Below are 25137 nucleotides of genomic sequence, written 5' to 3' on the forward strand. Positions count from 1 at the left end.
CCCCAGGAGGCACGTCGGCACTTGAGACGCGTCGTCCCGGTCAGGCTGCGGAGCGCACCGACGTCCGGGTCGCCGGCGTGATGTGCGCGAAGGCGCTGCGGGCGTTCCAGGTGGGGAAGGCCCGTACGAGCCAGGCAGGGCCGTGCAGTTGGATTCGGCCGTCGCGGGTGGCCGCGGCCCAGGTCTGCCGGCCGGCGTGCCATTTCACGAAGGCCTCGGCCTCCGCCGTGATGTAGAGGTCCTCGTCGAGGCCGGGGTAGGTCTTGCAGATCTCGGTGTCCCCGTGCTCGATCAGCAGCCAGTACCGCTCGGGGCGCTGACGGCCGGTGAAGTCGAAGCGGATCACGACCCGCTGCTCCGGGAGGCGGTCCTTACGGAGCATGTTGCACATCGACCACAGAGCCACGAAGGGATCGAGGTGGTCGGGCGCGATCTCCAGCCAGGCCGCACCCCACTCGCCGAGCGACACGCAGACCTTGAACAGGTCCCGGCCCGCGGGCGTGAGCGCGTACCGGCTGCCGTGCCCGTCGGTCTTGGGCGCCGAACTGACGATCCCGGACCGTTCGAGCTGCTTGAGCCGCTGCGAGAGCAGGGTGCGGGAGAGCCCGGGGGCGCCTTCGAGGATCTCGCCGAAACTTCCGCAGCCCAGGTACAGGTTGCGGATGATCACCGGCGTCCAGCGTTCGGCGAAGATCTCGGCACCGCGGGCGATCGGGCAGTACTGGCCATAGCTCCGCACTGCACCAGTGTCCCTCCCCTCGGCCGGCCCCGCAGTCCAGATCCTTGACTTCCGGACCCCACCGACCGGTGATCCCATGGATACGGGCACCCCCCGAGGAGGCGATCACCGTGCGGACCGACATGCAGATCGATGGCTTCCGTGGTCGGCTGATCACCAACGGCGACGCCGAGTACGACACCGCCCGAGCCATCTGGAACGGCGCCGTCGACCGGCACCCACGGCTGGTGGCCCGCTGCTCCGGGACGGGCGACGTGGCCGCGGCCGTGCGCTTCGCCCGCGCACACGACCTGGAGATCGCCGTCCGGGGCGGCGGCCACAACGTGGCCGGCACCGCGGTGTGCGACGACGGCATCGTCATCGACCTCTCCGCGATGCGGGCCGTCTCGGTCGACCCCGACGACCACACCGCCCAGGTGCAGGGCGGTGCCCTGTGGGGCGACGTCGACCACGAGACGCAGGCGTACGGCCTGGCCACCACCGGCGGGATCGTCAGCCACACCGGCGTCGCCGGGCTCACCCTCGGCGGCGGCATCGGATTCCTGATGCGTACGCACGGGCTCGCCGTCGACAACCTGCTGGCCGCCGAGGTGGTCACGGCGGACGGCAGCATCCTGCGGGCGTCCGCCGGCGAGCACCCCGACCTGTTCTGGGCGCTTCGGGGCGGCGGCGGCAATTTCGGCGTGGTCACCCTGTTCCGGTTCGCCCTGCACCCGGTCGGGCCGACCGTGCTGGCAGGCCCTGTCTTCTGGCCGGCCGAGGACACCGCCGACGTGCTCCGCTTCTACCGGGAGTTCGCCGCCGCAGCCCCCGACGAGCTGGGCACCGTGGTCCGGCTCGGTACCCTCCCGCCGCTTCCGGTCGTCCCCGCGGAGCTGCACTGGAGGCCGGCCATCGCCATCGCCTGCTGCTACTCGGGTCCCATCGAGGAGGGCGAGCGCGCGGTACGCCCCCTGCGCCGCTTCCGGGCACCGCTGGTGGACCTGCTCGGCCCCAACCCGTACGCCGCCTTCCAGGCCGGCCTCGACGACACCACTCCGCACGGCTGGCACTATTACTGGAAGGCCACGGATCTGACCGGTCTCTCCGATGACGCGATCGCTGTCATCGCCGACCACACCTGCCGTGCCGGCTCGCCCCGCTCGTACGTGGCGATGTTCCACCTGGGCGGTGCCGTGGCACGGGTCCCGCGCGGGGCCACCGCTTTTGCCGGCCGCGACACGGCCCACAACATCGTCATCGACGCAGTCTGGCTCCCCGAGGAGTCCGCCGAACACGCCGCGCCCGAGGCGGCGTGGGCCCGCCGGTTCCTGCAGGCCCTCCAGCCGCACCGCGCCGCCGGGGTCTACGTCAACTTCCTCGACGCCGACGACGGCACCGGGCGGGTCCGCGAAGCGTACGGCGAGCACGCCCACCGGCGACTCGCCGAGATCAAGACCAAGTACGACCCCGACAACGCCTTCCACCACAACAAGAACATCCACCCCGGCTGAGCGGCATCCGGCAAGACCGCTCGGCTGTCCGCGCGCCGGGAGGTGTGGGCGAGGGCCTGCCGGAGCTGGTCGACGCCGGGCGACCCGGACAGGCCGTCGGGCGCGGTAGATGCGGCAGGCGAGCGAAGGCGTGCGGGCCGGCTCGGCGAACGGGTCGAGGCCAACGTCGTGTTGAGGGTGACAGGGGCAACGAGCAGAGTGGCGGTCGTCCCGTGGGGCGGCTGAGGGTCGCGGCCAGAAGGTCATGCGTCCTGTGGGCCTGTTCCCGATGACCCGTCATGTCGAGTGCGCCGCGATCCTTGAACCGGCTACAAAGGGCCTATGACCTGCAGGTTCGGGCAGTGTGGGTGCGGCATGCGGGAGCTGGGCCACATCCGCGTGCCGGCGGCGCCAGTCCGCGTAGACCGGGCTGGCGGCACACGTGTCCAGGTAACCGGCCGCCACCGTGCGCAGGATGTCGTCGCCGTGGGAGGCCAGCGGGCCGTCACGGTGCCAGGCCAGGACGTGGCGGTACCAGAGCGGGTTGCCCGCGAGAGGGCGGACGGCGACGCCGGGGGTTTGCGAGAAGGTGGCTTGGCAGAGGCTGACGGCCAGGCCCGCGCGGACCAGTTCGATCAGCTGGCGCCCCTCGGCCTCGTGCGGAGCGGAGGGGCGGCGGCCGGTCAGCGCGCATACGGAGGACCAGTACTCGCGGGTGCGGTCGCCGTCGGGCCGGGGCATCGCCCAGTCGTGATCGGCGAGTTCGGTCAGGGACACGGCCTCCTGGCCGGCCAGCGGGTGGGTCGCGGGCAGCAGGGCGAAGACGGGTTCGGTGACCAGGGGGGTGAGGACCACCCCGTCGCGCGGCGGCAGGACCTGCTCGGGGTGGTCGCCGAGGACCGCCGCCTCCAGGCGGCCGGCGGCGAGGTCGTCCAGGAGCGTGACGGGGGAGTAGTGGCACCGGGACGTCACCTCGGCCTCGGGCAGCAACGTCCCTATGGCCAGGACGAGATGGCCGATGAGGGGAGCACCGACCGATCCGACGCGGACCCGGTCCGGGGACGCCAGGTGGCGGGCCGCGCGGGCGGTGTCGGCGAGGAGCGCGTCGATGCCCGGCAGGACGGCGTGGGCCCGGGCCAGCACCAGCTCACCGAAGGCCGTGGGCGTGGCTCCGACCCGCCGCCGGTCGAAGAGGACACCGCCGAGCATCGACTCGATACGGCGCAACTGCGTGCTGAGGCCCGGCTGGGTCATCGACAGCGCGGCGGCGGCCCGGGTCAGGCTGCCGGCCTCGGCGATCGCGCACACCACCCGCAGGTGCCGTACCTCCAGTTCCATGCGCGCATGTTATGGAGCGACGACAGCTTTCGGACAGGAGCCGGCTCCCGTCAATCTTATGTGAAATGTCACACATGATACGGGAGGTTGTGCATCCATGAGAGCCATCCACCGCTCGGCGGCCCCGCGCGGGCTGCTGGCTGCCCTGGCCGCCGCCCTGCTGCTCCTCCTGCCGGCGGCGCCGCCCGCCGGCGCCGCTGACAGCCCGTCGGCCTGCGCCCTGCGAGGTACCACCGGCTGGACGGACGAGGGGCACGACACGGACTACTCGGTGTTCAAGCGTCCCGTCGGGACGGTCAAGGTCGGCATGGTCTTCGTGGACTTCCCGGACGCGCCGGCCACCGAGGCCCCGGGTGAGGACTCGGCGCAGATCACGCCAGGGGCGGACTGGCTGTGGTACGCCTCGTACGGCAGGACCTGGCTCGCGATCGACCAGCATCAACGGTGGGTTCGCATGCCTCGCCCCTCCACCGACTACGGCTTCGCGCGCGGCCTGACCCACGAGGCGCACGAGGCGTACATCAAGGACGCGGTGGCAGCCGCCGATCCGTACGTGGACTTTTCCGGCTACGACATGGTGTACGTCGTGCCGACGCGCAACGCGGCGGCGATCTCCTTCACGCCCACGTACGTGTACGAGCCGGGCACGGCGGGTGTGGTGGCCGACGGCCGCCGGGTCAAGTGGGCGGTGACCTTCGGCCAGGACATGTGGCACTGGGGCGCCAAGCTGGTCGCCCACGAGACCGCACACACCTTCGGGCTCCCCGACCTGTACGCCTTCGAGGCGGGAAGCGACGCCCACCGCTTCGTCGGCGGCTGGGACGTGATGGGCCTGATCGGCGGCCGGGGGTCGCAGTTCTTCGCCTGGCACTCCTGGAAGCTCGGCTGGACCGTGGACAGTCAGGTCGTGTGCCGGGCCGCGAAGGGCAGCGACACCGTGTACCTCACGGCGGTCGAGTACGGCAGCGGCACCAAGATGGCGGTGATCCGCACCGGCCCCACGACCGCGTACGTCGTCGAGTCCAGGCGCGGGATCCAGGCGGACGCGGGTTCCTGCTCGGCCGGCGCCCTGATCTACCGGGTCGACGCCTCCGTGCAGACGGGCCACGGCCCGGTCAGGGTGATGGACGCCAAGCCGGCCGCGGCACCCGCCGGCGGCTGCCGCCCGCTGGACGACGCCCCCTTCTGGGCCGGCGAGTCGTTCACCGACGCGGCGGCCGGAGTGCGGATCGACGTGCTCGCCGCTGACGGCTACGGCGAGACCGTACGCATCACGAAGTCGTAGGAGCGGCACGGATGCGGCAGCGCCCTCGGCTCCACACCGAGGAGCCGGGGGCACTGCGCGGGGTGGGGTCAGTTGCCACCCTTCGCCGGGTCCTTGAGCCCGATCGTGGCGTAGTCGAGCTGGCCGCCGAAGGACGTGTGGCCGAAGGCGCCGGCGATGTTGGTGCCGAGCAGCAGCGGCATGCGCTCAATGACGGCGGGCGCCGTCGGGGCCTTGGCGAGGATCTCCCCGTCCAACTGCCGCCACGCCGTGTTGGCCTGCGCGGCGTCGGTCATGCCGGCGATCTCGTCCATCCGCTTCATCGTCGCCTCGTCGCGGAAGAGCGAGTGATTGCCGGAGTTCCCCTTCTCCTTGATGTAGCGGCCGTCGAAGAGGAAGGGCAGGAAGGTGGAGCCGGAGGGGTAGTCGGGGCACCAGCCGGTGTAGACGAGGTCCGTGCGGTTCTTGGTGTCACCGATGGTGTCGTAGAAGGCCGACGGGTCGACGGCGTCGATGGTGACCTTGATCCCCGCCCGGCCCAGGGACTGCTGGATCGCCTCGGCAACCCCCTTGTCCCCGTTGGAGACGGTGATGGTGGTCGTGAACCCGTCCGGCTTGCCCGCCTCCTTGAGGAGCTGCTTCGCCTTCCCCACGTCACCGGAGGCCGGGATCCCCAGAGTGTCGGGCTGCTTGCCGCCGAAGAGCGAGCCGGGCATGAGTGCGGTGGCGGCGTCGTTGAGGGCCGGGCCGCCGGAGGCGGTCAGCACCGCTTCGCGGTCCAGGGCGTACAGCACGGCCTGCCGGACCTTGACGTTGTCGAAGGGGGCGCGGCCCGTGTGCATCTGCACCATCTCGGTGCAGTTGGTGGACTCGGCCAGCAGCCGCGCCTTGACGTCGGCCTTGGTGAGCACCTTGGGGGCGCTCTCCGGGCGCAGCTTGCCCCAGGAGACGGCAGAGGCGTCCAAGGCCTCCGAGGCGATGAGCCGGTCGTCGATCTGGTTGGCCCGCAGTCCCATCACCACGACCAGCTTGTCCGGGTACGCCTTGCGTACGGTGTCCGTCGCCGGGTCCCAGTGGGGGTTGCGGACCAGCACCAGGCGCTTGTCCCGGTCGTACGACTCGATCTTGTAGGGGCCCGAGGAGAACGGGCGGCTGTCGTATTGGGGGCCCTTGTCCTGGGCCCTGGGCACCGGGGCGAAGGTGGGCAGGACGGTGGCGTTGGGGAATTCCGCGAAGGGCTTGCGGAGTTCGAAGACGATCGTGTGGTCGTCGGGAGTCCTGACGGAGTCGAGGTGCTGCCCCTGGGCGGGGCCCCGGTAGCCCTCGGCGCCGGCCAGGTAGCGGGCGGCGTAGTCCGGGCCGCCGGGCAGGTCGGGGGAGAAGGACCGCTCCACGTTGTACTTGACGTCCTGGGCGGTGATCGGGCTGCCGTCCTCGTACGTGAGGCCCTTCTTGAGCTTGAAGGTCCAGGTCCTGGCGCCGTTGGAGGGGACACCGAGGTCCTCGGCCAGGTCGGGGACCAGCTCTCCGCCCTTCGCGCCCGGTTCCGCCTTGTACGTCACCAGCGTGCGGTAGAGCAGCCGGGTGCCGAAGTCCATGTCGCCGATCACCCAGTTGCGGGCCGGGTCGAGGTGGGTGAAGTCCTGGTTGGACAGGACGGTCAGCGTGCCGCCCTTCTGCGGAGTGCCGCCGACCGTGGCCCCCGCGTTGGCGAGTGCGGGGTTCTTCGCAGCCGCGTCCTGCCGACTGCCGTCGGAGTGGCTGCCGTTGGAACAGCCGGCCATGCCGAGCGTGACGGTCGCTGCCAGGGCGGTGGCGACGGCGTGGAGAGTGCGCTTGTTCATCAGTGGTCACTCCGTGAACAGTCGGGCAGCCTGAGGAGGCTGGAATGTGACCGATAACATAGTTATGTGAAATGGCACCCACAATTGTCGCGCCTCCATAGCGCGGAGTTATGGGTAAGTGGGGGCTCCACGGCCCCCGTTGGTTCGCGCCATGCTGTCGTGCAATGTCACACGTCACTATGCGGCCCTGACATGATGCGGCCGCGAAAGGGACCCATGAACCCTGCGTACGCGACCGTCGACCACGTCTTCACCGTTCCCCTGGACCATGCGGCCCCGCACGGTCCGACCATCCAGATCTTCGCCCGGGAGGTCACCGATGCGCGCCAAGCAGGGCGGCAGGAGCAACTGCCCTGGCTGCTCTACCTTCAGGGCGGACCCGGCGGCAAGTCGCCCAGGCCATCGGCCGGTTCACCCGGCTGGCTGCCCCGAGCCCTCAAAACCCACCGGGTCCTGCTCCTCGATCAGCGCGGCACGGGCCGCTCCACCCCCGTCACTGCCCGGGCGGCCTCCCGCTTCGCCTCGCCGACCCGGCTGGCCGACCACCTCGGCCACTTCCGCGCCGACTCGATCGTCGCGGACGCCGAACTGATCCGCCGTCAGCTGTGCGGCGACGAGCCCTGGGAGACCCTCGGCCAGAGCTACGGCGGCTTCATCACCCTCACCTACCTCTCCCAGGCCCCCGAAGGCTTGCGGGCGTGCTACGTAACTGGCGGCCTGCCCGGCCTCTCGGCCACCGCCGACGAGGTCTACGCCCGCACCTACCCCCGGGTGCGGGACCGCGTCCTCGGCTTCTACTCCCGCTACCCCGACGACGCCACCCGGCTGCGCGAGATCACCCGCCTCCTGGCGGCCACGGACGTGCGCCTGCCCGATGGGGACCGGCTCACCCCCCACCGCCTGCGCACGCTCGGCCTCGCGCTGGGCATGGGCGACGGCTTCGAGCGGATCCACTGGCTTCTCGACGAATCCCTCGACGGGGAAACGAGGCTGACCGACACCTTCCTGCACCAAGTGATGGCCCTGACCGGCTTCACCGACAACCCGCTCTTCGCCGTCATGCAGGAGACCCTCTACGGCCAGGGCGCGGGGCCCACCCGCTGGGCGGCGTCCACGGCCATGGCGGCGTTCCCCGAGTTCGCCGAGGACGCCGACCCCCTCATGCTCACCGGAGAAATGATCTACCCCTGGATGTTCCGCGAGATCAAAGGCCTGCGCCCCTTCGCCGGCGCCGCCGATCTGCTCGCCGAACGCCCCGACTGGCCACCGCTGTACGACCCCCGCCGCCTCGCCGCCAACCGGGTCCCGCTCGCCGCACTCGTCTACCACGACGACATGTACGTAGACGCCGGGCTCTCCTTGAGCACCGCGCGCGAGGTCGGTGCCACCCGGGTATGGGTCACCAACGAATGGGAGCACGACGGCGTCACCGCCTCAGGCGGCCGCGTGCTGTCCCGCCTGATGGACCTGGCCGCGGGTCGCGCGTAGGACCCGCGCACCTCCCTCCCCCCCCACCTCCCTCCCCCCCACCTCCCTCCCTCGTACCCCCTCAACCTGCCTCTGACGGGAAGACATGACCAACGCGCTCCACCGCCTGCCGCCGCTCGTCGCGGCCGCCGTCCTCATCTCCTGCGTGTCCGCCCCCACCGCGGCCGCTGCCCCCGGCTCGCCGTCGCCCCCCGCCGTCGACTGCGCCCTCCCAGGCCGGACCGGGTGGACGGACGAGGGCCACGACACCGACCGGACCCAGTTCCAGCCCGCCACCGGAATCCGCCGCGTCCTGACGCTGTACGTGGATTTCCCCGACGCCCCGGCCACCGACTCCACCGAGCCGTACGCCGCTCACCTCGCCCCGGCCGCCGACTGGATGGGACGCGCGAGCTACGGTCGTCTGCGACTGGACAACACCCCACTGCACCGCTGGATCCGGATGCCCGCCGAGTCCACCTCCTACGGCTTCGCGCGCGGCCTCACCTTCGAGGCCCACGAGAAGTACCTCCGCGACGCGATCACGGCCGCCGACCCCTACGCGGACTTCTCCCGCTACGACATGGTCTACGTCGTCCCTGCCAGGACCGCGACCGCCATCCCCTTCTCGCCGACCTATCTGTACGACCCGGCGACGCCCGGCATCACCGCCGACGGCACCCGCCTCAAATGGGCCGTCACCTTCGGTCAGGACATGTGGCGCTGGGGCCACAAGGTCGCGGCCCACGAGACCGCCCATACCTTCGGGTTGCCCGACCTGTATGCGTTCACCGGCGCCACCCATCAGTACGTGGGTGGCTGGGACGTCATGGGCGACATCGCCGGCCACGCCCCGCAGTACCTCGGGTGGCACTCGTGGAAGCTCGGCTGGACTCGCGACGACCAGGTCGCCTGCCTGGCCGCGTCCGGTCGCCGAACGGTACGGCTGACCCCAGTGGAACGGCCCGGCGGAACCAAGATCGCCGTGCTGCGGACCGGTGAGACGACGGCATACGTGGCGGAGTCCCGCCGTGCCCAGGGCAACGACGCGGCCGCCTGCTCCACCGGCGTCCTCGTCTACAAGGTCGACTCCGCCGCCCGTACCGGCGAGGGCCCGGTGCGGATCATGCACGCGAACCCGGCCACGCCCCCTCCTCCCGGCTGCAGCCCGCTGGACCTGGCCGCGTACGCACCCGGACAGAGCTTCACCGACCCCGCGACCGGCGTGCGCATCGACGTCCTCGCGGGCGGACCGACCGGAGACACGGTGCGGTTGAGCAAGGAGTGACTCCCGGCTGAGCGAGCACCAGCAGCACGGGGCCACGCAAGGCGGGGCGGCGGCTCTTCGTACGGTCCTGTGCCTGGCCGGGCGCGTGCGTACCCGGCGGCCCGGGCGACGCGGCGTGAATATATCGTCTGCCGATATCGGGGCCCGTAGGACACGTTCCCCGTGCAGCCGAGGAGTGAGCCCATGAGCAAGCCACCGACAGCGCCGGGGGTGCCCGATGAGCTGCATCGGCGGCTCGGCCCGTCCGATGCCGTGGTGATCGGCCTGGGGTCGATGATCGGCGCGGGGATCTTCGCCGCGCTTGCCCCGGCCGCGGGCGCGGCCGGCTCCGGGCTGCTGCTCGGTCTGGCTCTGGCCGCGGTGGTGGCGTACTGCAACGCCACCTCCTCCGCCCGGCTCGCGGCCTGCTACCCGGCCTCGGGAGGTACGTACGTCTACGGGCGCGAGCGACTGGGCGACTTCTGGGGCTACCTGGCCGGGTGGGCGTTCGTGGTCGGCAAGACCGCGTCTTGCGCGGCGATGGCGCTCACCGTCGGTTCGTACGTGTGGCCGAGCCAGGCGCACGCGGTGGCCGTCGCGGCCGTGGTGGCGCTCACGGCGGTGAACTACGCCGGGGTGCAGAAGTCTGCGCTGCTGACCCGCGTCATCGTGGCTGTCGTCCTGGCGGTGCTCGCCGCCGTGGCCGTCGCCGCCTTCACCTCCGGCGCGGCGGACGCCGGCCGGCTGGACATCGGCGACGACGCCACGGCGGGCGGGGTCCTCCAGGCGGCGGGGCTGCTGTTCTTCGCCTTCGCCGGGTATGCCCGCATCGCCACGCTGGGCGAGGAGGTCCGCGACCCGGCCCGTACGATCCCCAGGGCGATCCCGATCGCGCTCGGCATCACGCTCGTCGTGTACGCCGTCATCGCCCTCGCCGCCCTGACGGTGCTGGGCCCGCGGGGGCTGGCGGATGCGACCGCGCCGCTGTCGGACGCGGTCCGGGCCGCGGGCGCCGACTGGCTCGTACCCGTCGTACGCGTCGGCGCGGCGGTGGCCGCGCTCGGTTCGCTGCTCGCGCTGATCCTCGGCGTCTCCCGCACCACCCTCGCGATGGCCCGGGACCGGCACCTGCCACACGCCCTGGCCGCCGTCCACCCCCGCTTCAAAGTCCCGCACCGGGCCGAACTCGTCGTCGGCGTGGTCGTGGCGGTGGTCGCGGCGACGGCCGACCTGCGTGGAGCGATCGGCTTCTCGTCCTTCGGCGTGCTGGCCTACTACGCCGTCGCCAACGCCTCCGCCTGGACCCTCACCCCGGACGAGGGCCGCCCCGCGCGCATCGTCCCCGTCCTCGGCCTGGCCGGCTGCCTCGTCCTTGCCTTCGCCCTGCCGCTCACCTCGGTCATCTCCGGTGCCGCGGTTCTGGCCGTCGGCGCCGCGGCCTTCGCGGTCCGCCGCGCGGTGGCCGGCCGCAGGCCGTAGCCGTACGACGCGCCCGCCCCGCGTAAGCGGAAAACCGCCGGTGCCCCTCGTCCGCGCGGGACGATGCCGGCACCCGGCAGGTCCCGTTGACAGAGGGGCCCTCAAGACCCGGCCCCCTGGCGGGGTGGATTTCAACATCTCTGGCGGATACGTCCGCTAGGCCGCGGTGTGCCAGCGATCGGCTGATCAGCGAGGACGCCACCGCGCTGACTGAGCCCCCACGGCGGCCGGGGAGGTGAGGGCGGCTAGGACCTGTCCGGCCGATCACATGACGGTGCGCCGAGTAGAGCCATGAGGCCCCAGATGTTGGTCGGATGGCTCGTCGTAGGCTGCGTCCCATGAGCTTGTGGGATGTCTTGCCGGACAGCGAACGACCGCAGTGGACCTTCGATCCGCTGGTGCGCGTTGGTCCACTGCGGTTCGGGATGAGTTCGGGCGAAGCATCGGATGCGCTCGGTGGTATCCACCCGTGCTGGCAGGAGCACGACTCGGCTTGGGATATCGCGTGCGATACCTACCGAGTGGTGGGACTGAAGCTCTATTTCGCAACCAATGACCGTTTGTGCGCCGTTTCGGTCGACGCACTGAGGGGGCCACAGGTTCACGCGGACGGCACGGCGATGGTCGGCCAGGTGCCTTCCGAGCTGGAGCAGTGGCTGTTCGAGCGTGCTGAAAGCCGAGAAGCGTTCACGGAGCTGTTCTACCAACCGGGCGGTGAGGCTGGATCGCAGACTCTTGGAGTAGTTCTGTGCGTGCAGCGGGCCGGTGATCGCCTGGTCACGCGACCCGTCTTCCTGCCCACCGACGCCATGGACGACGTCTATCACCACCTCCCCAGTAAAGCCTGGGCCATATTCTGATCGCGCACCGTCTCCCTGGACACACTTCGGCGAGGGCGGTCATGAACGAAGCCAGATAGCCAGAGCGGCAGCGGTGACTGTTCCGAGGAACACGTACCCACGCTTGTCGTATCGGGTGGCGACCGTCCGGGACTGCTTCATGCGGTTGATCGCCCGTTCAATGGTGTTGCGTTTCTTGTAGCGCTCCTCGTCGAACCCGGGTGGCCGTCCGCCGTGTGCGCCCTTGCATAGGCGGGCGGCCTGGCTGTCGGTCTTCTCCGGGATGGTGTGCCGGATGCCCCGCCGTCGCAAGTACTTGCGGCAGGGCCCGTTGCTGTATGCCTTGTCGGCCGTCAGGCTGTCGGGCTTTCTGCGCGGCCTGCCCGGGCCGGGCCTGGGAACGCGGATCTTCTCCAGCACCGGCTGGAACTGGGTGCAGTCCGCCTGCTGTCCTGGTGTCACGACCAGGGACAGCGGGCGGCAGCGGCCGTCCGCGCTCAGGTGGAGCTTGGTGGTGAACCCGCCGCGCGAGCGGCCCAGGCCCTCGCCTCCCGCACCGCCTCCACCAAGCGGGCGACGAGGCTCTGCCACGTGGTTTCGCCCTGGTGTTCTGGGACTTCGTCCCCCTTTGAGGCGGCGGCCGGCGGCGGGGCGGTTCGGGCGCCGGCCGCATGCTGATGCGCGCGGACGATAGTGGAGTCCACCGAGATGTCCCAGTCGATCTCACCTGCGGCGTCGGCCGCGGCCTGGACCTGCTGCAGTAGACGCTCCCATGTCCCGTCCGCTGACCACAGCCGGTGCCGTTCGTAGACCGTCTTCCACGGACCGAACCGTTCTGGCAGGTCACGCCACTGCACACCGGTTCGGACCCGGTGCAGAATCCCGTCGATCACCTGCCGGTGGTCCCGCCACCGGCCACAACGCCTGTTGCTGACCGGCAGGAACGGCTGCAACCGTTCCCACTCGGCATCACTCAGATCACCCCGCCCCATGCCTACATCAACGCCCCCGGGCACGGAGTAGTCACATGATTGGGCGGACAGTTCCTAGTCGGCGGCTCTTTGCCCCCTCGTGTACGAGCCGGGACCCTTGGTCTGACAGGCCGGGTGACCCCGGCGAACGACCGCTGCCTCGCTCGTTGGATCTCCCCACTCCGTTGAGAAGCCACGCGAATGGAGCGAGGAGCGAGCCTGAGCGAGCCTGGCCGATTTCAAGAATCGCCATCACGCCGCCTCGGCGGAGGGAACGCTGGACGGCCTGGAGGCCTTCGGTGCTGCTGGCCCGGGCGGGCACGGTCTGAGGGCCTTCCCTATACCGCCAGCTGCGTGAGCCCGCTGGCCGACTTCTCAGAGTGGAGGCGGGAGAAGTATTCCGTGCCGATGATCCTGTTCCGGGTCGGTTCAGGGAGGCGGGAGAGGAGGGCGGGGAGCGGGCGCTCCTTGGCGACCTCGCTGCGGTGCGCGAGGATTGCCCGCCACTTCCTGTCGAGCCAGGGCCGGACGTCGACCGTCGCGGTGATCATCTCGTCCGGCACGCTCAGGACCGACTTGTCCACTCCGGTGAGCAGGGGGCCGAGATCGTCGAGGGCGGAGTGAGGGTGGGTTGCGGTGTACAGAGCCGCGGGCTGCCAGGGTTCCCCGGCGCCCGGGTAGAGGTGCTCCAACCCGGCGGCGGTGAAGGCCAAGGTGGTGACGCGGTGGGTGTGGCGGTGGTCGGGGTGGCCGGTGAGCTGGCCGTAGGCATCGTGGGTGATCACGATCTCGGGCCGGAACTGCCTGATGTGCCTCACGAGTTCCTCGATCACCTCGTCGAGCGGTGCGTCGCAGAAGCGTGGGCGGCCGGGGGCGGAGTGGGGGATGCGGTGGTCTGCGTATCCCAGCATGCGCGGTTCGCCTGCGCCCAGGGCCGCTGTGGCGTCGGCCAGTTCGGCGGCGCGGTGGCTGTCGGTGGCCCAGGTGGTGGTGACGACGGCCGTCCGGGCACCGGAGTCGGCGTGCGCGGCGAGGACTCCGCCTGCGACGAGGGCTTCGTCGTCGGGGTGGGCGAAGACGCCGAGCAGACTGGGCAGCGGCACGGTGGCCTCCTGGTTGGTCGGGTCGACGGCGGGCGCGTCGGTGCTCGCCGGATGGGCTTGAGGGATCACCCGGCGGGTGCGGGTACGGGCGTGCCGGTGAGGTGGTAGGCGCGGCGGGCGAGGTGCGGTGCGAGCTCGGGGTGGCTGCCGCGGCCCGCGACTTGGAGGAGCTGTGCCAGCGCGACGAGTTCACCGAGGCGGCCTTCGGGGGTGTCGAGGACGTGGGTGAACTCGGCTCGGACGCGGGCGGCGGTTGTCGACTGGGTGAGGGCGTAAGCGTGGAGGAGGCCTACGTCGTAGCCGGTGGGGAGTAGGCCCCACCCTTCCCAGTCGAGGATCACCAGGGGGCTCGGGGGCGAAGTTGCGGTCGATCCACTGCTGCCGTACGGCCTGGCGGTCGGTCGGGACCGTCGCGGTCGTGGCCAGGGCGGCCCGAAGATGCGCCCACCAGGAGCCGGGCAGGTCGGCTTCGCGCGTCAGGACGGGCCCGCCCGCCTGCAGCGCGGGCTGGGCGATGTATTCGGACAGCTCGGCCCGGTAGGCGCTGGCGCTGTCGGTCCACTCGGTGACGTCGTGCAGCCGGGGCCGGGGAACGGAGCGGGGGATGGCGGAGTCCGCGGCGGCAGTGCCGTCCCAGAGGCGGCCGCCTGTCTTGTCGGCGGGAGCGCTGACCAGCCGCAGCCACCACCGGTCGGCTCGGCGGCCCAGGGTGCGGCCCTGCCAACCCCAAGCCTCCGGACCGGACACCGTCAGAGAGAAGGCACGGGCGGCTCGCTGGAGCGCTCGGCGCATCCGTTGCCGGTCGGCCTTTTCGGCCGGAGCCGCGAATACTGCCTGTCGGGCGTTTGGTTCGGTCATGCGGGCCGTCCGAGAAGACGCGTCGCCCCGGCGCCCAGCAGCTGTCGGCCTGCGTCCTGCCCGACAGCAGTGGCTGCCGTCGTGGGGCCGGACGCGCAGGCGCGCAGAGGGTCGCCGCCGGCCGGGTCGAGAACGGCCGCGTGCACGGTGACCACGCCCGACGCTGCGTCGAGGGTGGCGTGGGCGGAGGCGGCTGTCAGACACCCGCCCTGCAGGGTGGCGAGCGCGGCCCGCTCGGCGTCCAGCAGGATCCGGGTGGGGGCATGGGTGAGGGGAGCGAGCAGGTGCCCGGTGACGGGGTCGTCGGCACGGTGCTCGACGATCACGGTCCCCGCCCCGGCCGCGGGCAGCCACACGGCGGGGTCGAGGACCTCGCAGGCCCGGTGCTCCTGGCCGAGGCGACGAAGGCCGGCCAGGGCGGCGATCATGACGTCCGCGCCGAGCGTTCCCGCGTCGAGTGCGCGCAGTCGGCTGTCGGCGTTGCCCCGGATCGGTACCTGCACGAGTGTCGGGTGGAGGGCCTTGAGGAGGGCTGACCGGCGGGGCGCGCTGGTACCGACCCGGGTGCCCGGCGGCAGCTCGGCGAGCGTGGTCACAGGCTGGCCGGTGGGGAGGACGAGAGCGTCGCGGGTGTCCTCACGGGGCAGGACCGCTCCGATGACGATGCCGGGGGAGCGGTCGTGCGGGCCGGGCACGTCCTTGGCGCAGGCGATCGTGGCCTGGACGCGTCCGTCCAGGAGGTACTGGTCCGCGTTGCGGGTGAAGGCCCCCTTGCCGCCGATCGCCGAGAGCGGGCCACGGTGCCGGTCGCCCTCGGAGATGATCTCGACGATGTCGAGGACCGCCTGCGGGTAGCGGGCCCGGAAGGCGACGGCGAAGCGCCCGGTCTGCTCCAGGGCCATCGGGCTGGGCCGGGTACCCAGCCGGACGGTGGTGAGGTCGGTGGTGCTGGTCATCAGGGTCGGACTCCATCGGCGGATTCGAGGTGGGTGGGAAGGCGGCGGGTCCGGGTCGACGTGAAGGGCGAGATGGACGAGCCCGGGCGACAAGCGCAAGGGCGCGAACGTCTCAGCGGCGTACGCGGCCAAGGTGCTCTTCCCGCTGCCGCAGGCTCCGTTGATCCAGATGATCACTGCTTGTCGGACCTCCCTTGTACCGCGCCACGTCCAACGGCGCTGTCGGTGGTGCCGTCACGGCCCGGCCAGCTGACGACGATGCGGCAGTCGTTCTTCCCGACAACGTTCCCGGCGGGGAGGCGGGAGTCGGGCGTGTCCGGGGGCAGCACCGTCAGCCGAGGGGTGGCCCGGCCGCGCAGTTCCCGGTCCCAGGTGTGCACGGCCGCAGCGATCGTGTCCGCGGCGGACTTGCCGTTCTCCCCGAAGGACTGCACCCCGAACTCCCATGTGGAGATGTCAGTGGTTTCGTCGTGCTCGCGCTTCTCCACCATCAGGCAGGCCAGCGAGCGGCCGAGGACGACGGCTTCGGCACCGGACCTCTTCGGCAGCCGCACCGGGCCCGGGCGGTCCGGATCGCCGTCCATCCGGCAGAAGCCGCCCAGGGAGGTGGCCAGCCACAGCTGCAGGTCCTCGAACGACTCGCCGCCGCGGACCGTCACCCCGGTCCACAACTCCGTCCCGCCTGCGGCCAGGGCCCGGTCCAGGCCGTCGAGCGGGGCAGGCGGGGTGTCCTCCCAGCGGATCCCGTAGCCGGTCTCCCCGATCGGGGCCGGGGTGTCGTCCCACCGGCCGGCGCCCTGCAGGGGGACGAACCCGCACGGGCTGATGTCCGTGGAGACCAGCGCCCAGTCCTCCTTGCGCAGGCCGACAGCTTGCGTGAATCCGCCGATGCGCAGCGGCACGACCAGGTGCCCGCCTTCCGCGAGCTGACTGGACCAGCGCCAGGGCAGGTCGTTCGAGGCGACGGTGACGATGACGGCGTCGAAGCCGTTCTCCGGAACCAGGTGCCCGGGGGCGCCGTGGGTGCCGTCGCCGAGGACGGGCCGGACCCGGTCCGCGTACCCGGTCTCGGCCAGGAAGCGCTGCGTGCGGGCGTGCACGTAGGGGTCGATCTCCACGCACACCACCGACCCGTGCGGGCCGACAAGCTCGGCGATGAGGGCGGCGTTGTAGCCGCCGCCTCCGATTTCCAGGACGTTCGCGCCCGGCCGGAGGTTGGCCCGGCGCAGCATGACCGCCTGCATCTCGGGCTGGGAAACCGAACTCATCGACCGGCCGGTGTCCTCGTCGAACACGGTGGCCACAGCCTCGTTGGCGTACGCCTGGGCGAGCGGCTGCTCGGGCAGGAAGGCGTGCCGGGGCACCGTCGTGAACGCCCGCCGAAGCTCAGGGGTGTCGGTCCACCCGGCTTCTGTGAGTTCCCGGACCAGCTGCTGGCGGAGCCGGACCGCCGTGGCCGGTTCCGTGAACGTCAGCGGTACGTCGTTCGCCGGCCTGGGGGTGTGGTGCGCGGGCGGGACTCCGGGCAGAAGGCCCGGCCACACCACGTTCAGGGCTTGGGCGGACGCGGTGAACAGCGGTTGTGGCAGGCTCCGCACGGCGGAAGGGGTGTGCCACTCCCACCGGGTGATCAACTCCGGCTCGCACGCCGTGGGGTGGCCGGTGTAGTCGGTGACGCGGGCGATCTCGGTGATGCGGGTGAAGCCGTGGGTGGCGTCGCACAGCGTCCCCAGCAGCAGCACGGTCTCCGTCCGGGCGTGCAGGCCCGCCTCCTCGGCGAGCTCGCGTACCGCGGTGGCTTCGAACGCCTCGCCCGGCTCCACCTTGCCCGCGGGGAGTTCCCACACGGCTCGGGAAGGGTTCCAGCCGAGAAGGACCTGCCCGCGGTCGTTGGTGACGACGACCGCGACTCCGGCCATCGCGGCCGGCTTCGGCGTCCGCTTCTCGCTGTACGCGACGGGGGCGGTCTTGGGCCCGCGCAGCAGCAGGACGGTGGAGTCGCCTGCCTCGGCGCGCTCGCTGTGCTGCCAGCCGTCGGCGAGGAGGTCGATCTCGGCGTCGTCCAGGCAGATCCCGCGCAACTCCTCCCGGTGCCGGTCCGCGTGCGGGGTGATCACGCACAGCGTGCCGTCCTCTTCGAGCAGTGCGGCGAGTTCTGTGACCGTACGGGTGCGGTCGGGCAGGTGAGCCAGGGCCCGGCGCATGGTGATGACCCGATAGCCGCCGGTGGCCGGCGCGAGGGAGGAGAGGTCCCCGCCGCTGATGTCGAGCTGGTGGAAGGCGACCTCGTCCGAGACCGCGGTGGCACGCTCGACAGCGGACTGGGCCCAGTCCACCGCGTCGACCCGGTACCCGGCAGCGGCGAGGAAGCGGGCGAGCTCACCGGTCCCGCAGGCCACGTCCAAGGCCCGGGCGTCCCGGGCGTCCTGGGTGTCCTGCGGCAGGGCCAGGTGCTCGGTGAGGACGGCCTTTTCGGTGTCGGTCAGCGGGCGGAAGTCGCGGCCGGCCTCGTAGTGGGCGTGCCAGTCCAGCGCGGTGTGCGTGGTGTTCATGCGGTACGTGCTCCCTTTCGTCGGGTTCCTCAGGAGAGATCGGCGGGGCGCTGGAAGGCGGGTCCGTAGAGGGCGGCCGGTTCGGGGAAGCGCGTCATCCGCATGAGCGCCGGGTCGGGGGCGAAGCCGAGACCCTCGTACAGCGGGGCTGACCCGGCGCTGGCGTACAGCTCGTACAGGGTGACTCCGTCGCGTTCCAGGTGGTCGAGGAGCGCGGCGAGCGCGGCCTTGGCGTAGCCGTGGCGCCGGTGGGCGGGGTCGGTGGCGACGGCGTGGATCCGTACGGCCAGCCCCTTGGGGTACTTCGGGGCGGGAAGGACGGCGTGGACCAGGCCGAGGGCGCAGGTGGCGAGCCCGCCGCTGGGCGAGTCGATGACGTAGGCGCGGGCGTCACCGCCGTCCTGGAGGCGTAAGGCGAGCTGGTCGGCGCACGTGGTGAGCCAGGTTTCGTCGAGGGGTTCGCTGAGGATGTTCTCCGAGCGCAGGCGGGCGATCTCGGCGGCGTCCGCGGGGGTGGCCAGGCGAGGTTCGGTCACGGTGTTTCCTTCCCTGAAGGGGCATGTGGGGCCCACGGGTTATGGGCGTGGAGTCGGCGCAGGGTGCGGTGGCCGCGCTCGGTCACCTCGGGGTCGGCGTGGCTGGTTCCGTAGTCGATGCCGGAGACGGCGTCGAAGGCGGCCTCGCACTGAAGGCGCAGCTCTTCGGTGGGTGTGAGCGGTCTGCCGTAGCCGTCGAGGAACGCGGCCCGCAGGTCCGGGCGGCCGGTCCAGGTGTCGCTCAGCCGCACCAGGTCCCGCGTCACCGTCCCGTACTCGGACCGCTCGAAGTCGAACAGCTGCACTTCGCCGGCGTCGTCGAGCAGGACGTTGCGGTACTGCAGGTCTCCGTGGGTGGGCACGAGTACGGGCTTCGGCAGGTCCGCGTAGGCGCTGGCCAAGGCGAGGACGAGGCTCTCGTCTCCCTCGGCCAGGTACGGTCGAGCGCCTTCCAGATGGCGCTCGACCTTGTCGGCGGCCGTCGCGGACTCAGTCGGCTGCTCGGGAGCACTGCCGTGGAGGGCGCGGACGAGACGGCCCAGATCGTGCTGGACCCGCGCCTCGTCGGCAGCGCCGAGGACCATACCGTGCAGCGAACGTCCGGCCAGCGAGCTGACGACGACGGCCTGCGCCGCCGGGTCGGTTGCGATCAGACGGGGAGCCCTCGGCCCGAGCGCCGGCACCCAGGACCGGTACGCGGCGACTTCCCGGTCATGGAACTTCCGCCCGCGGTGCCGCTTCAGGTACCAGGTGCCACCAGCAGCCCCTGAAATCCGCCACACCCGGCTGCCGGTGCGTACCCAGGAGACTTCCGTCGCGTGCGCGATCCGGCCGATGGCCTGCTCGGCGAAGAGGCGCAGCCGGTACGGCAGCTCCACCTCACCGGTCGGCGGGCCGGCCAGGAGGCGGGTGCGGTCGGGACCGTCCGGGCTGTGTTCGACGGTGTCGCCCGGCTGTTGGAAGTGCACGGCGGCGGGCAGGCCGGCGCGGTAGGCGTCCAGACCGGCCCGGCAGTACGCCACCATCGGCGAGGGGAGGGCGTCGAGCGGGTACCAGTCCATGCCGTCACAGCGGTCCGGCTCCATGACCTGGGGCCGGCCGGACCATCTGCGCACCTCGAAGAAGACACCGATGCGGGAGCGGGAGCCGGTGGGCGGGTGGTGGTGGACGGTGACGGCCGCGGTCACGTCCTCCGCCGAGATGAGGACACCGGTTTCCTCGAGGGCCTCCCGGATCACGGCCTCGACCATGTCTTCGCCCGGGTCGAGGTGCCCGGAGGGGAGATGCCACAGGCCGCTCGCGTAGACGGGGCCGGCCCGGCGTGAGAGCAGTACCTCCGGACCGGTCTCGCCGTCGCGGCGCAGGACGAGGTGCACGTCGACCGGCACGGTGTGCCGGTCCCCGCCGCTCACCGCGACGTCCCCGGGCGGCGGGCGAGCAGCACGGTGAACACGCCGTCCTCGTGCAGGACTCCGTCCTGGGCGTGCTGCTGGAGGAGGGCTTGGGCCTGTTTCTCGAATCGGGTGTGGTCGGCGAAGAGGTCGGGCCGGGCGAAGCTGGTGGACCGCAGGTATCCCAGGACGCCGCGAGGGGTCCAGTCGCGGGCGAAGGGGAAGCGGTGCTCGGTGATGGAGCAGAAGGCCGAGGCGGCCAGGTCGTCTTCGTAGCGGCGGCCGGGCTCACGGTAGGCGCCGGTGGTGCCGGCGCGGCGGTCTTCTCCGAGGTCGGACTGGATCAGGCCCTTGAGCGCGGCGGTCCACTCGGCCGGGTGGGTCCACAGGCTGCCGTCGCCCGTGATCGCGACGGCGGCGTGTGGTGCGGCCACCCGGTCTGCCATGGCCAACACCGTGGGGCGGCCCATCCAGTGGAACGCCCGGCTGCAGGTGATCAGGTCGGTCTGGTAGCCCGGGTGCGGTGCGGTGAACGCCTCCGCGCGGACCGGGTGCACGGCCACGGTGGCCCTACCCGGGAGTTCGGACAGCAGGCGTTGGGCCTGGTCGAGCATGCCCGTGTCCGGGTCGATGAGGTCGGCGCGAACTACGTACGGCAGCAGAGCTGCCGCGACCTGCCCGGTACCGGCGCCCAGGTCCAGCAGCGTCGGCGCCGGAAGCCCGTCGAGCAGTGAGGCCAGGAAGACAGCGGCCTCGTCGGGCAGACCGGGCCGGTAGCGGGCATAGTCGTCGGCCAGGGAACGGAACAGGGCCAAGGTGTTTCCCATCGTTGGCTCACGGCGGGCAGACACGCCGGCGCCGGCTGCCCGGACGGTGTCGGAGGTGGTCAGGCAGGGTGGTGGGGGCGGGTGTCGGGGACCTGGGGCAGCCAGGGGACCGCGGTGTCGCGGTAGCTCTGGTTGACCGGGACCAGGTCGGCCGGGTTGTTGCCCAGCGCGGACAGGGTGACCGCGATGCTGGTGGCGCCGTCGTCCAGGGCGCACAACTGGCTGCCGCAGCGCGGGCAGAACCCGCGCCGGGAGTCCGGCCATGTGGAGTGCCAGGCCGGCTCGCCGCCGTCGCCGGTCCACTTCAGGCTGTTCAGAGGGAACGACACCCAGGCCATCATCGGGCCGCCCGACAGCTCCTGGCAGTGCGGGCAGCTGCAGGTGTGGGGGTAGTGGCCCGGAAACGGTGAACTGGATCCGCCGGCAGAGGCAGCCGCCGGACCGGGGGGCGGTGCTGGGCAGGGCGTTCAAGTGATCAACTCCGGTGGGAAGGGTTGCTGGAACAGCTCGGACGGCCTTCGGCTCACGGGGCGGGGCTGGAGGGCAGCGGCCAGGACAGCTCCGCCGTTCCGGACCCGGCACTGACCCACTGGCGGCCGTCTGCGTCGATGTGCAGGCGGTAGGAGGCGGGAGATCCTGCAGCGCGCCACTGGGCGGCTACCTGCTGGATCTCCTCCCAGATGTGCCGTGGCCCATTGGCGGTGACGATCCACGAGCCGTGGCCGTCGGGACGGGCGCTCATCCACGAGCCGCATCCCGGCGCCCCGATCATCAGATGGCCGGCGCCCCAGTTGCGGACCAGACCCGGGCGCAGGTGCTCCAGCGCCAGCCACATCCCGCGCTGCTCGTCCGTGGGCGGCGCTTGGTGGCTGACGCTGGTCGTCCCGGTCTCTGCGGCGATGCGGTCGAGGAAGGCGCGGGAGAGGAAGATGCGGTCGAAGCCGTGGCCGGGCCGATGCCCGAACTCCACTGCTCGAAGCTCTCCTTGCGCCCCTCCTTCAGGCGTCCTGGTGACGACGGCCAGCCCCGGCCAGGACGGCGAGACACCTGTGACGGATACCAACAGCCGCCCGCCGGGCGCGAGCTGCTCCACCCACGCTCGCGCCACCCGAGGCACCGCGTAGGAGACGAAGATCCGCTCGTACGGAGCTCGCCCCGGCCAGCCGTCCGAGCCGTCACCGGTCATCACCATGGGCACGTGGCCCAGCGCCTCAAGGTGATGGCGGGCGGACGCGGTGACGTGTGGGTCCCGGTCGACGGTGACGACGTCGGTGTCGCCGCAGATCCGGCAGGCCACCGCTGCCGTCACCCCGGCACCGGTACCGATGTCCAGCACCCGCTGCCCGGGCCGGAGGCCCAGCTCCTCGAGCAGGCCGGCGGTCATCCCGACCGTGCTGGACATCGAGGTGATCGCCCCGCCTGACCGCGGCCCCGGCACCCGGCCGAGGATCGGCTCGCCATCGTGCTGGACCAGCACGCTCTCCCCGCCGTACAGCACGCCCAGTAACTCCTCCCGGTCCGCCGGGACCGCCCAGTCGAGCAGGTCCCAGCGCGGCCGGGACTCCTCCGGCTTGCTGCGCCGCACATACGCCTGCGGCATCAGCTCTTCGCGGGGAAGGGCCAGCAGCGCATCGCGGACCGGTCCGGGACGCAGGTCGCCGGCCGTCTCCAGCCGGGCGACCATCTCGGCCCTGGCACGCTTCGCCTCCTGGCCGGCGGACGGGCCCCGCAGCAGCAGGGCCGGCACGTGGTCGGACGGCATGAACAGTTCCTTGCGATCGTCGTTGGACGTCTGTGTCACGACGTACCACCCTCCAGGGAGGCCTGCCTGGGCGCAGCGGCGGGTGACGGCCCGGGCACGTTCGCGGCGGGTGCAGGGCGCGGTTGTCCCGTGGAATCGCCCTGGTCATCCGGCTCGGGCGGCGGATCGGGCATGTCGCGCAGGGCGCGCAACGGTGAAAGCGCCAGGACCACGACCGGTACGAGGAGCAGGCAGGCGCCGACAACGAGCGCGGGCCGTACTCCCGCCCAGCTGCCGAGGCCGCCGGCCAGCAGCGCCCCCAGGGGCCGGGCGCCGGAGGTCAGGCAGGTGCTCACGGCCTGCATCCGGGCCTGCATGCGGTACTCAGTGATGATCTGCCGGATGGACCGCTGGGTAGTGCCCGCGGCTCCGGCGCAGACCAGCTGCAGGAACAGGGCCGCTGAGATGGCGATCTGCCAGCCGATGCCCGGGGAGGCCAGCAGTAGCGGGAGCTGGGTGAGCGGGGTGAGGGTGAGCGCGCCGAGCATCATCGGCCCGGGCCCGTACGCGCGCGCGAGGGCCGGTGCGGCGAAGGCGCCGACTGCCGCCCCCAGCGCGCCGACCCCCAGGACCACGCCGAAGACGGTCGCACTCATCCCCAGGACCCGCAGCAGGTACAGCGCCCACAGCGTGTTGAGCAACGCCAGGGCCAGCGAAGTGGTGGCGTTGACCCAGGTCAGCACGCTCAGCCGGTGGTCGGCGTGCACGTACCGCAGGCCCTCGACGATCTCCGTCCGCAGCCGGAGCTTCTCCACCCGGGCCGGACTCGCCTCACGGGTCTGGATACGGGCGGTGCACCAGGCGCTCAGAAGGAAGGACGCGACGTCGCCGAGAAGGGCGCGGGCCGGACCGAGCAGTGCGGTCAGGGCGGCGCCGAGGTTGCTGCCGCCAGTCGCGGCGATCGCGAACAGGCTCCCGATCCGGCTGTTGCTCCGCTGGATCAGAGACTTCTCGACCAGCTGGGGCAGGAGACTGATCGCCGCCGCGTCGTGCAGCACGCCTGCGGCTCCCTGGACCGCGGCGACGACCATGAGTTGCGTCAGAGTCAGCACGCCGAGGGCCGCCGCCAGCGGCACGGTAGCCAGGGCCGCGGCGCTGAGCAGGTCACCGGTGATCATCTGCTGGCGCTTGGAGTGCCGGTCGGCGAGGGCCCCGGCGTGCAGCGCCAGCAGCGCGGGCGGGAGCTGGCCCAGGAAGGCGAGCAGGGCGACCTGGCCGGCGGTGGCGTCCAGTTCGATTACGGCCAGGACGGGGAGTGCCATCGAGCTGACGGAGCTGCCGGCCACGCTCGCGGTCTGCCCGGTCAGGTACCGCCGGAAGTCACGGTGCCGCCATAGCGAGGCGGCCCCGGTGGTGTCAGGTGAGGCGGTCACGGAGCACCTCCTCGGCCTCGTCCAGGCGCTCGGTGAGCAGCCCGACGGCCGCATGCCGGGCCCGCCCGTAGGCCTCGAGCTCGGGAGTGACCGCGGCCGGGCTGTCGACGGGTTCGGACAGCGGGTAGACCGAGCAGGCCAGGTATCCAGCCGCCACCTGGGGGACGGCGAGCAGCTGCCCCACCGGCAGCCCAGGGTGCTCCTCGCGGTAGGCCGCGACTGCCTCCCCCAGGCCCGCGGGCCAGTCGGGGTTGGCGAGTACGGTGCGCGGATCGAGGACGATCCGGCCCAGCTCCCACACGGCACTGCGGTGCCGGGGCGGACGGAAGTCGATCAGGCCCGCCACCTCCTGCCCGCGCAGCAGCACGTTGGGGGAGGCGAGGTCACCGTGCACGATCTGGGCCGTCAGCATCGGGGGGAGCCCTTCGAGCAAGGCTGCGACGCGGGGCAGGGCGGCGTGGCGCTGCTCCGCGGTCCGGCGTGCCCACGTGGCGAACTCCCCACCGGTCGTTCCTCCCTCGTACTGAGCGAGCAGCCGCTCCAGACGCTGACGGGCCCGCTCGACGTCGCAGACCTCGCGCGCCGGAACCGGCCTCGGAGGCCCGGCGGGATGCCGGGCGAGGACACGGTGCAGACAACCCACCGCTTCTCCGACCGCTGCCCACCTGCGGCCCTGCAGGCCACCCTCAGCGGTGTGCGCGCCGTCGAGGTACTCGGAGACGGAGACCGCCGTACCCTCGGCCGCCACGATGAGCTCGTCCGCTGCCGACCGGCGCACCGCGGGTACCCGCACCTCGCGACTGCGTGCGAACTCGGCCAGGCGCAGCGCCTCCTGCTCGCCCTGGAGGTCCGTGCCCGGCGGATAGGCCTTGACGAACCAGCGTCGGCCGTCTTCGCCCGCGACCACGTAGTTGTGCGTCGCAGTCCCCCGAGGGCCGTGCACAACCGCGGTGGGGACGATCCCGTAGCAGCGCGGCAGGATGGCGGCCACGGCCGTGGTCACCGGCTCGGACTCCGCGCTCATCGCGACGCCCCGGACGTGACCCGGCGGCCGCGGAAC

At 71.9% G+C, this 25137-nt stretch carries 21 protein-coding genes; 6 read left to right on the forward strand and 15 right to left on the reverse strand.

The features are described 5' to 3' along the window. Positions 1-40: 40 nt before the first annotated feature. Entirely contained in the window at positions 41-739 is a 699-nt protein-coding gene (locus ACZ518_RS10050; protein ID WP_469112545.1) for a winged helix-turn-helix transcriptional regulator, read from the reverse strand. A gap of 110 nt (positions 740-849) precedes the next feature. Between ACZ518_RS10050 and ACZ518_RS10055 the strand changes: the two genes are divergently transcribed. Further along, positions 850-2232, forward strand: coding sequence for an FAD-binding oxidoreductase (locus tag ACZ518_RS10055; protein WP_469112546.1), 1383 nt, complete (start codon positions 850-852; stop codon positions 2230-2232). Between the two features lie 276 nt (positions 2233-2508). Here ACZ518_RS10055 and ACZ518_RS10060 read toward each other — a convergent pair whose 3' ends face one another. Next, positions 2509-3549, reverse strand: a complete 1041-nt coding sequence (locus ACZ518_RS10060; protein WP_469112547.1) for a LysR family transcriptional regulator — start codon at positions 3547-3549, stop codon at positions 2509-2511. 97 nt (positions 3550-3646) lie between these two features. Here ACZ518_RS10060 and ACZ518_RS10065 point away from each other — a divergent pair, with 97 nt between their 5' ends. Beyond that, entirely contained in the window at positions 3647-4834 is a 1188-nt protein-coding gene (locus ACZ518_RS10065; protein WP_469112548.1) for a M6 family metalloprotease domain-containing protein, read from the forward strand. Between the two features lie 68 nt (positions 4835-4902). Here ACZ518_RS10065 and ACZ518_RS10070 read toward each other — a convergent pair whose 3' ends face one another. Further along, positions 4903-6657 carry an ABC transporter substrate-binding protein gene (locus ACZ518_RS10070; RefSeq protein WP_469112549.1) on the reverse strand — a complete coding sequence of 585 codons (1755 nt, stop codon included), beginning with the start codon at positions 6655-6657 and terminating at the stop codon, positions 4903-4905. A 216-nt stretch (positions 6658-6873) separates the two neighbouring features. Between ACZ518_RS10070 and ACZ518_RS10075 the strand changes: the two genes are divergently transcribed. From ACZ518_RS10075 to ACZ518_RS10090, 4 genes are all read left to right on the forward strand, one after another. Next, positions 6874-8145: an alpha/beta fold hydrolase gene (locus tag ACZ518_RS10075; RefSeq protein WP_469112550.1), complete on the forward strand. Its 1272-nt coding sequence runs from the start codon at positions 6874-6876 to the stop codon at positions 8143-8145. A gap of 85 nt (positions 8146-8230) precedes the next feature. Beyond that, positions 8231-9412 carry a M6 family metalloprotease domain-containing protein gene (locus ACZ518_RS10080; RefSeq protein ID WP_469112551.1) on the forward strand — a complete coding sequence of 394 codons (1182 nt, stop codon included), beginning with the start codon at positions 8231-8233 and terminating at the stop codon, positions 9410-9412. A gap of 183 nt (positions 9413-9595) precedes the next feature. Then, the gene (locus tag ACZ518_RS10085; RefSeq protein ID WP_469112552.1) at positions 9596-10870 is read left to right on the forward strand and encodes an APC family permease; all 1275 of its coding nucleotides are present in this window, start codon (positions 9596-9598) and stop codon (positions 10868-10870) included. Between the two features lie 338 nt (positions 10871-11208). Beyond that, positions 11209-11730, forward strand: a complete 522-nt coding sequence (locus tag ACZ518_RS10090) for a hypothetical protein (protein ID WP_469112553.1) — start codon at positions 11209-11211, stop codon at positions 11728-11730. 39 nt (positions 11731-11769) lie between these two features. On the opposite strand, the gene ACZ518_RS10095 is transcribed toward ACZ518_RS10090, so the two are convergent. The 12 genes from ACZ518_RS10095 to ACZ518_RS10150 form a co-directional block, all read right to left on the reverse strand. Next, positions 11770-12701, reverse strand: a protein-coding gene (locus tag ACZ518_RS10095) for an IS5 family transposase (RefSeq protein ID WP_469112554.1) whose coding sequence is annotated in 2 segments (ribosomal slippage) — positions 11770-12321 and positions 12324-12701 — 930 coding nt in all. Because the reading frame shifts where the segments join, the coding sequence is not laid out codon by codon here. Positions 12702-13018: 317 nt separating this feature from the next. Then, a complete protein-coding gene (locus ACZ518_RS10100) occupies positions 13019-13783 on the reverse strand; it encodes a PIG-L deacetylase family protein (protein ID WP_469112941.1) in 765 nt (254 codons plus the stop codon). A 65-nt stretch (positions 13784-13848) separates the two neighbouring features. Continuing rightward, a complete protein-coding gene (locus tag ACZ518_RS10105; RefSeq protein ID WP_469112555.1) occupies positions 13849-14124 on the reverse strand; it encodes a hypothetical protein in 276 nt (91 codons plus the stop codon). Between the two features lie 513 nt (positions 14125-14637). After that, entirely contained in the window at positions 14638-15597 is a 960-nt protein-coding gene (hemC, locus tag ACZ518_RS10110; protein WP_469112556.1) for a hydroxymethylbilane synthase, read from the reverse strand. A 173-nt stretch (positions 15598-15770) separates the two neighbouring features. Next, positions 15771-18149: a methyltransferase, FxLD system gene (gene fxlM / locus ACZ518_RS10115; protein ID WP_469112557.1), complete on the reverse strand. Its 2379-nt coding sequence runs from the start codon at positions 18147-18149 to the stop codon at positions 15771-15773. 29 nt (positions 18150-18178) lie between these two features. After that, the gene (locus ACZ518_RS10120; protein WP_469112558.1) at positions 18179-18685 is read right to left on the reverse strand and encodes a GNAT family N-acetyltransferase; all 507 of its coding nucleotides are present in this window, start codon (positions 18683-18685) and stop codon (positions 18179-18181) included. Further along, entirely contained in the window at positions 18682-20097 is a 1416-nt protein-coding gene (locus tag ACZ518_RS10125; RefSeq protein WP_469112559.1) for an NUDIX domain-containing protein, read from the reverse strand. Before ACZ518_RS10125 ends, ACZ518_RS10120 begins: the two co-directional genes overlap by 4 nt. Continuing rightward, positions 20094-20903: a class I SAM-dependent methyltransferase gene (locus ACZ518_RS10130; protein WP_469112560.1), complete on the reverse strand. Its 810-nt coding sequence runs from the start codon at positions 20901-20903 to the stop codon at positions 20094-20096. The genes ACZ518_RS10125 and ACZ518_RS10130 overlap by 4 nt, the downstream gene beginning before the upstream one ends. A gap of 59 nt (positions 20904-20962) precedes the next feature. Continuing rightward, positions 20963-21241, reverse strand: a complete 279-nt coding sequence (locus ACZ518_RS10135; RefSeq protein WP_469112942.1) for a GFA family protein — start codon at positions 21239-21241, stop codon at positions 20963-20965. A gap of 185 nt (positions 21242-21426) precedes the next feature. After that, a complete protein-coding gene (locus tag ACZ518_RS10140; protein ID WP_469112561.1) occupies positions 21427-22704 on the reverse strand; it encodes a methyltransferase in 1278 nt (425 codons plus the stop codon). Next, positions 22701-24077: an MFS transporter gene (locus ACZ518_RS10145; RefSeq protein ID WP_469112562.1), complete on the reverse strand. Its 1377-nt coding sequence runs from the start codon at positions 24075-24077 to the stop codon at positions 22701-22703. Before ACZ518_RS10145 ends, ACZ518_RS10140 begins: the two co-directional genes overlap by 4 nt. Then, positions 24061-25101 (reverse strand): phosphotransferase enzyme family protein, encoded by a 1041-nt coding sequence (locus ACZ518_RS10150; protein ID WP_469112563.1) that lies wholly within the window; start codon positions 25099-25101, stop codon positions 24061-24063. Before ACZ518_RS10150 ends, ACZ518_RS10145 begins: the two co-directional genes overlap by 17 nt. Positions 25102-25137: the final 36 nt, after the last annotated feature.

This window comes from Streptomyces sp. NPDC033966, from assembly GCF_055575955.1.

Bases quoted from the DNA above. Each gene is read 5' to 3' on its own strand.
- hemC (WP_469112556.1), bottom strand. From the start codon at position 15,597: ATGACCAGCACCACCGACCTCACCACCGTCCGGCTGGGTACCCGGCCC.
- ACZ518_RS10085 (WP_469112552.1), top strand. From the start codon at position 9,596: ATGAGCAAGCCACCGACAGCGCCGGGGGTGCCCGATGAGCTGCATCGG.
- ACZ518_RS10065 (WP_469112548.1), top strand. From the start codon at position 3,647: ATGAGAGCCATCCACCGCTCGGCGGCCCCGCGCGGGCTGCTGGCTGCC.
- ACZ518_RS10135 (WP_469112942.1), bottom strand. From the start codon at position 21,241: ATGGCCTGGGTGTCGTTCCCTCTGAACAGCCTGAAGTGGACCGGCGAC.
- ACZ518_RS10060 (WP_469112547.1), bottom strand. From the start codon at position 3,549: ATGGAACTGGAGGTACGGCACCTGCGGGTGGTGTGCGCGATCGCCGAG.
- ACZ518_RS10090 (WP_469112553.1), top strand. From the start codon at position 11,209: ATGAGCTTGTGGGATGTCTTGCCGGACAGCGAACGACCGCAGTGGACC.
- ACZ518_RS10150 (WP_469112563.1), bottom strand. From the start codon at position 25,101: ATGAGCGCGGAGTCCGAGCCGGTGACCACGGCCGTGGCCGCCATCCTG.
- fxlM (WP_469112557.1), bottom strand. From the start codon at position 18,149: ATGAACACCACGCACACCGCGCTGGACTGGCACGCCCACTACGAGGCC.
- ACZ518_RS10070 (WP_469112549.1), bottom strand. From the start codon at position 6,657: ATGAACAAGCGCACTCTCCACGCCGTCGCCACCGCCCTGGCAGCGACC.
- ACZ518_RS10075 (WP_469112550.1), top strand. From the start codon at position 6,874: ATGAACCCTGCGTACGCGACCGTCGACCACGTCTTCACCGTTCCCCTG.
- ACZ518_RS10130 (WP_469112560.1), bottom strand. From the start codon at position 20,903: ATGGGAAACACCTTGGCCCTGTTCCGTTCCCTGGCCGACGACTATGCC.
- ACZ518_RS10080 (WP_469112551.1), top strand. From the start codon at position 8,231: ATGACCAACGCGCTCCACCGCCTGCCGCCGCTCGTCGCGGCCGCCGTC.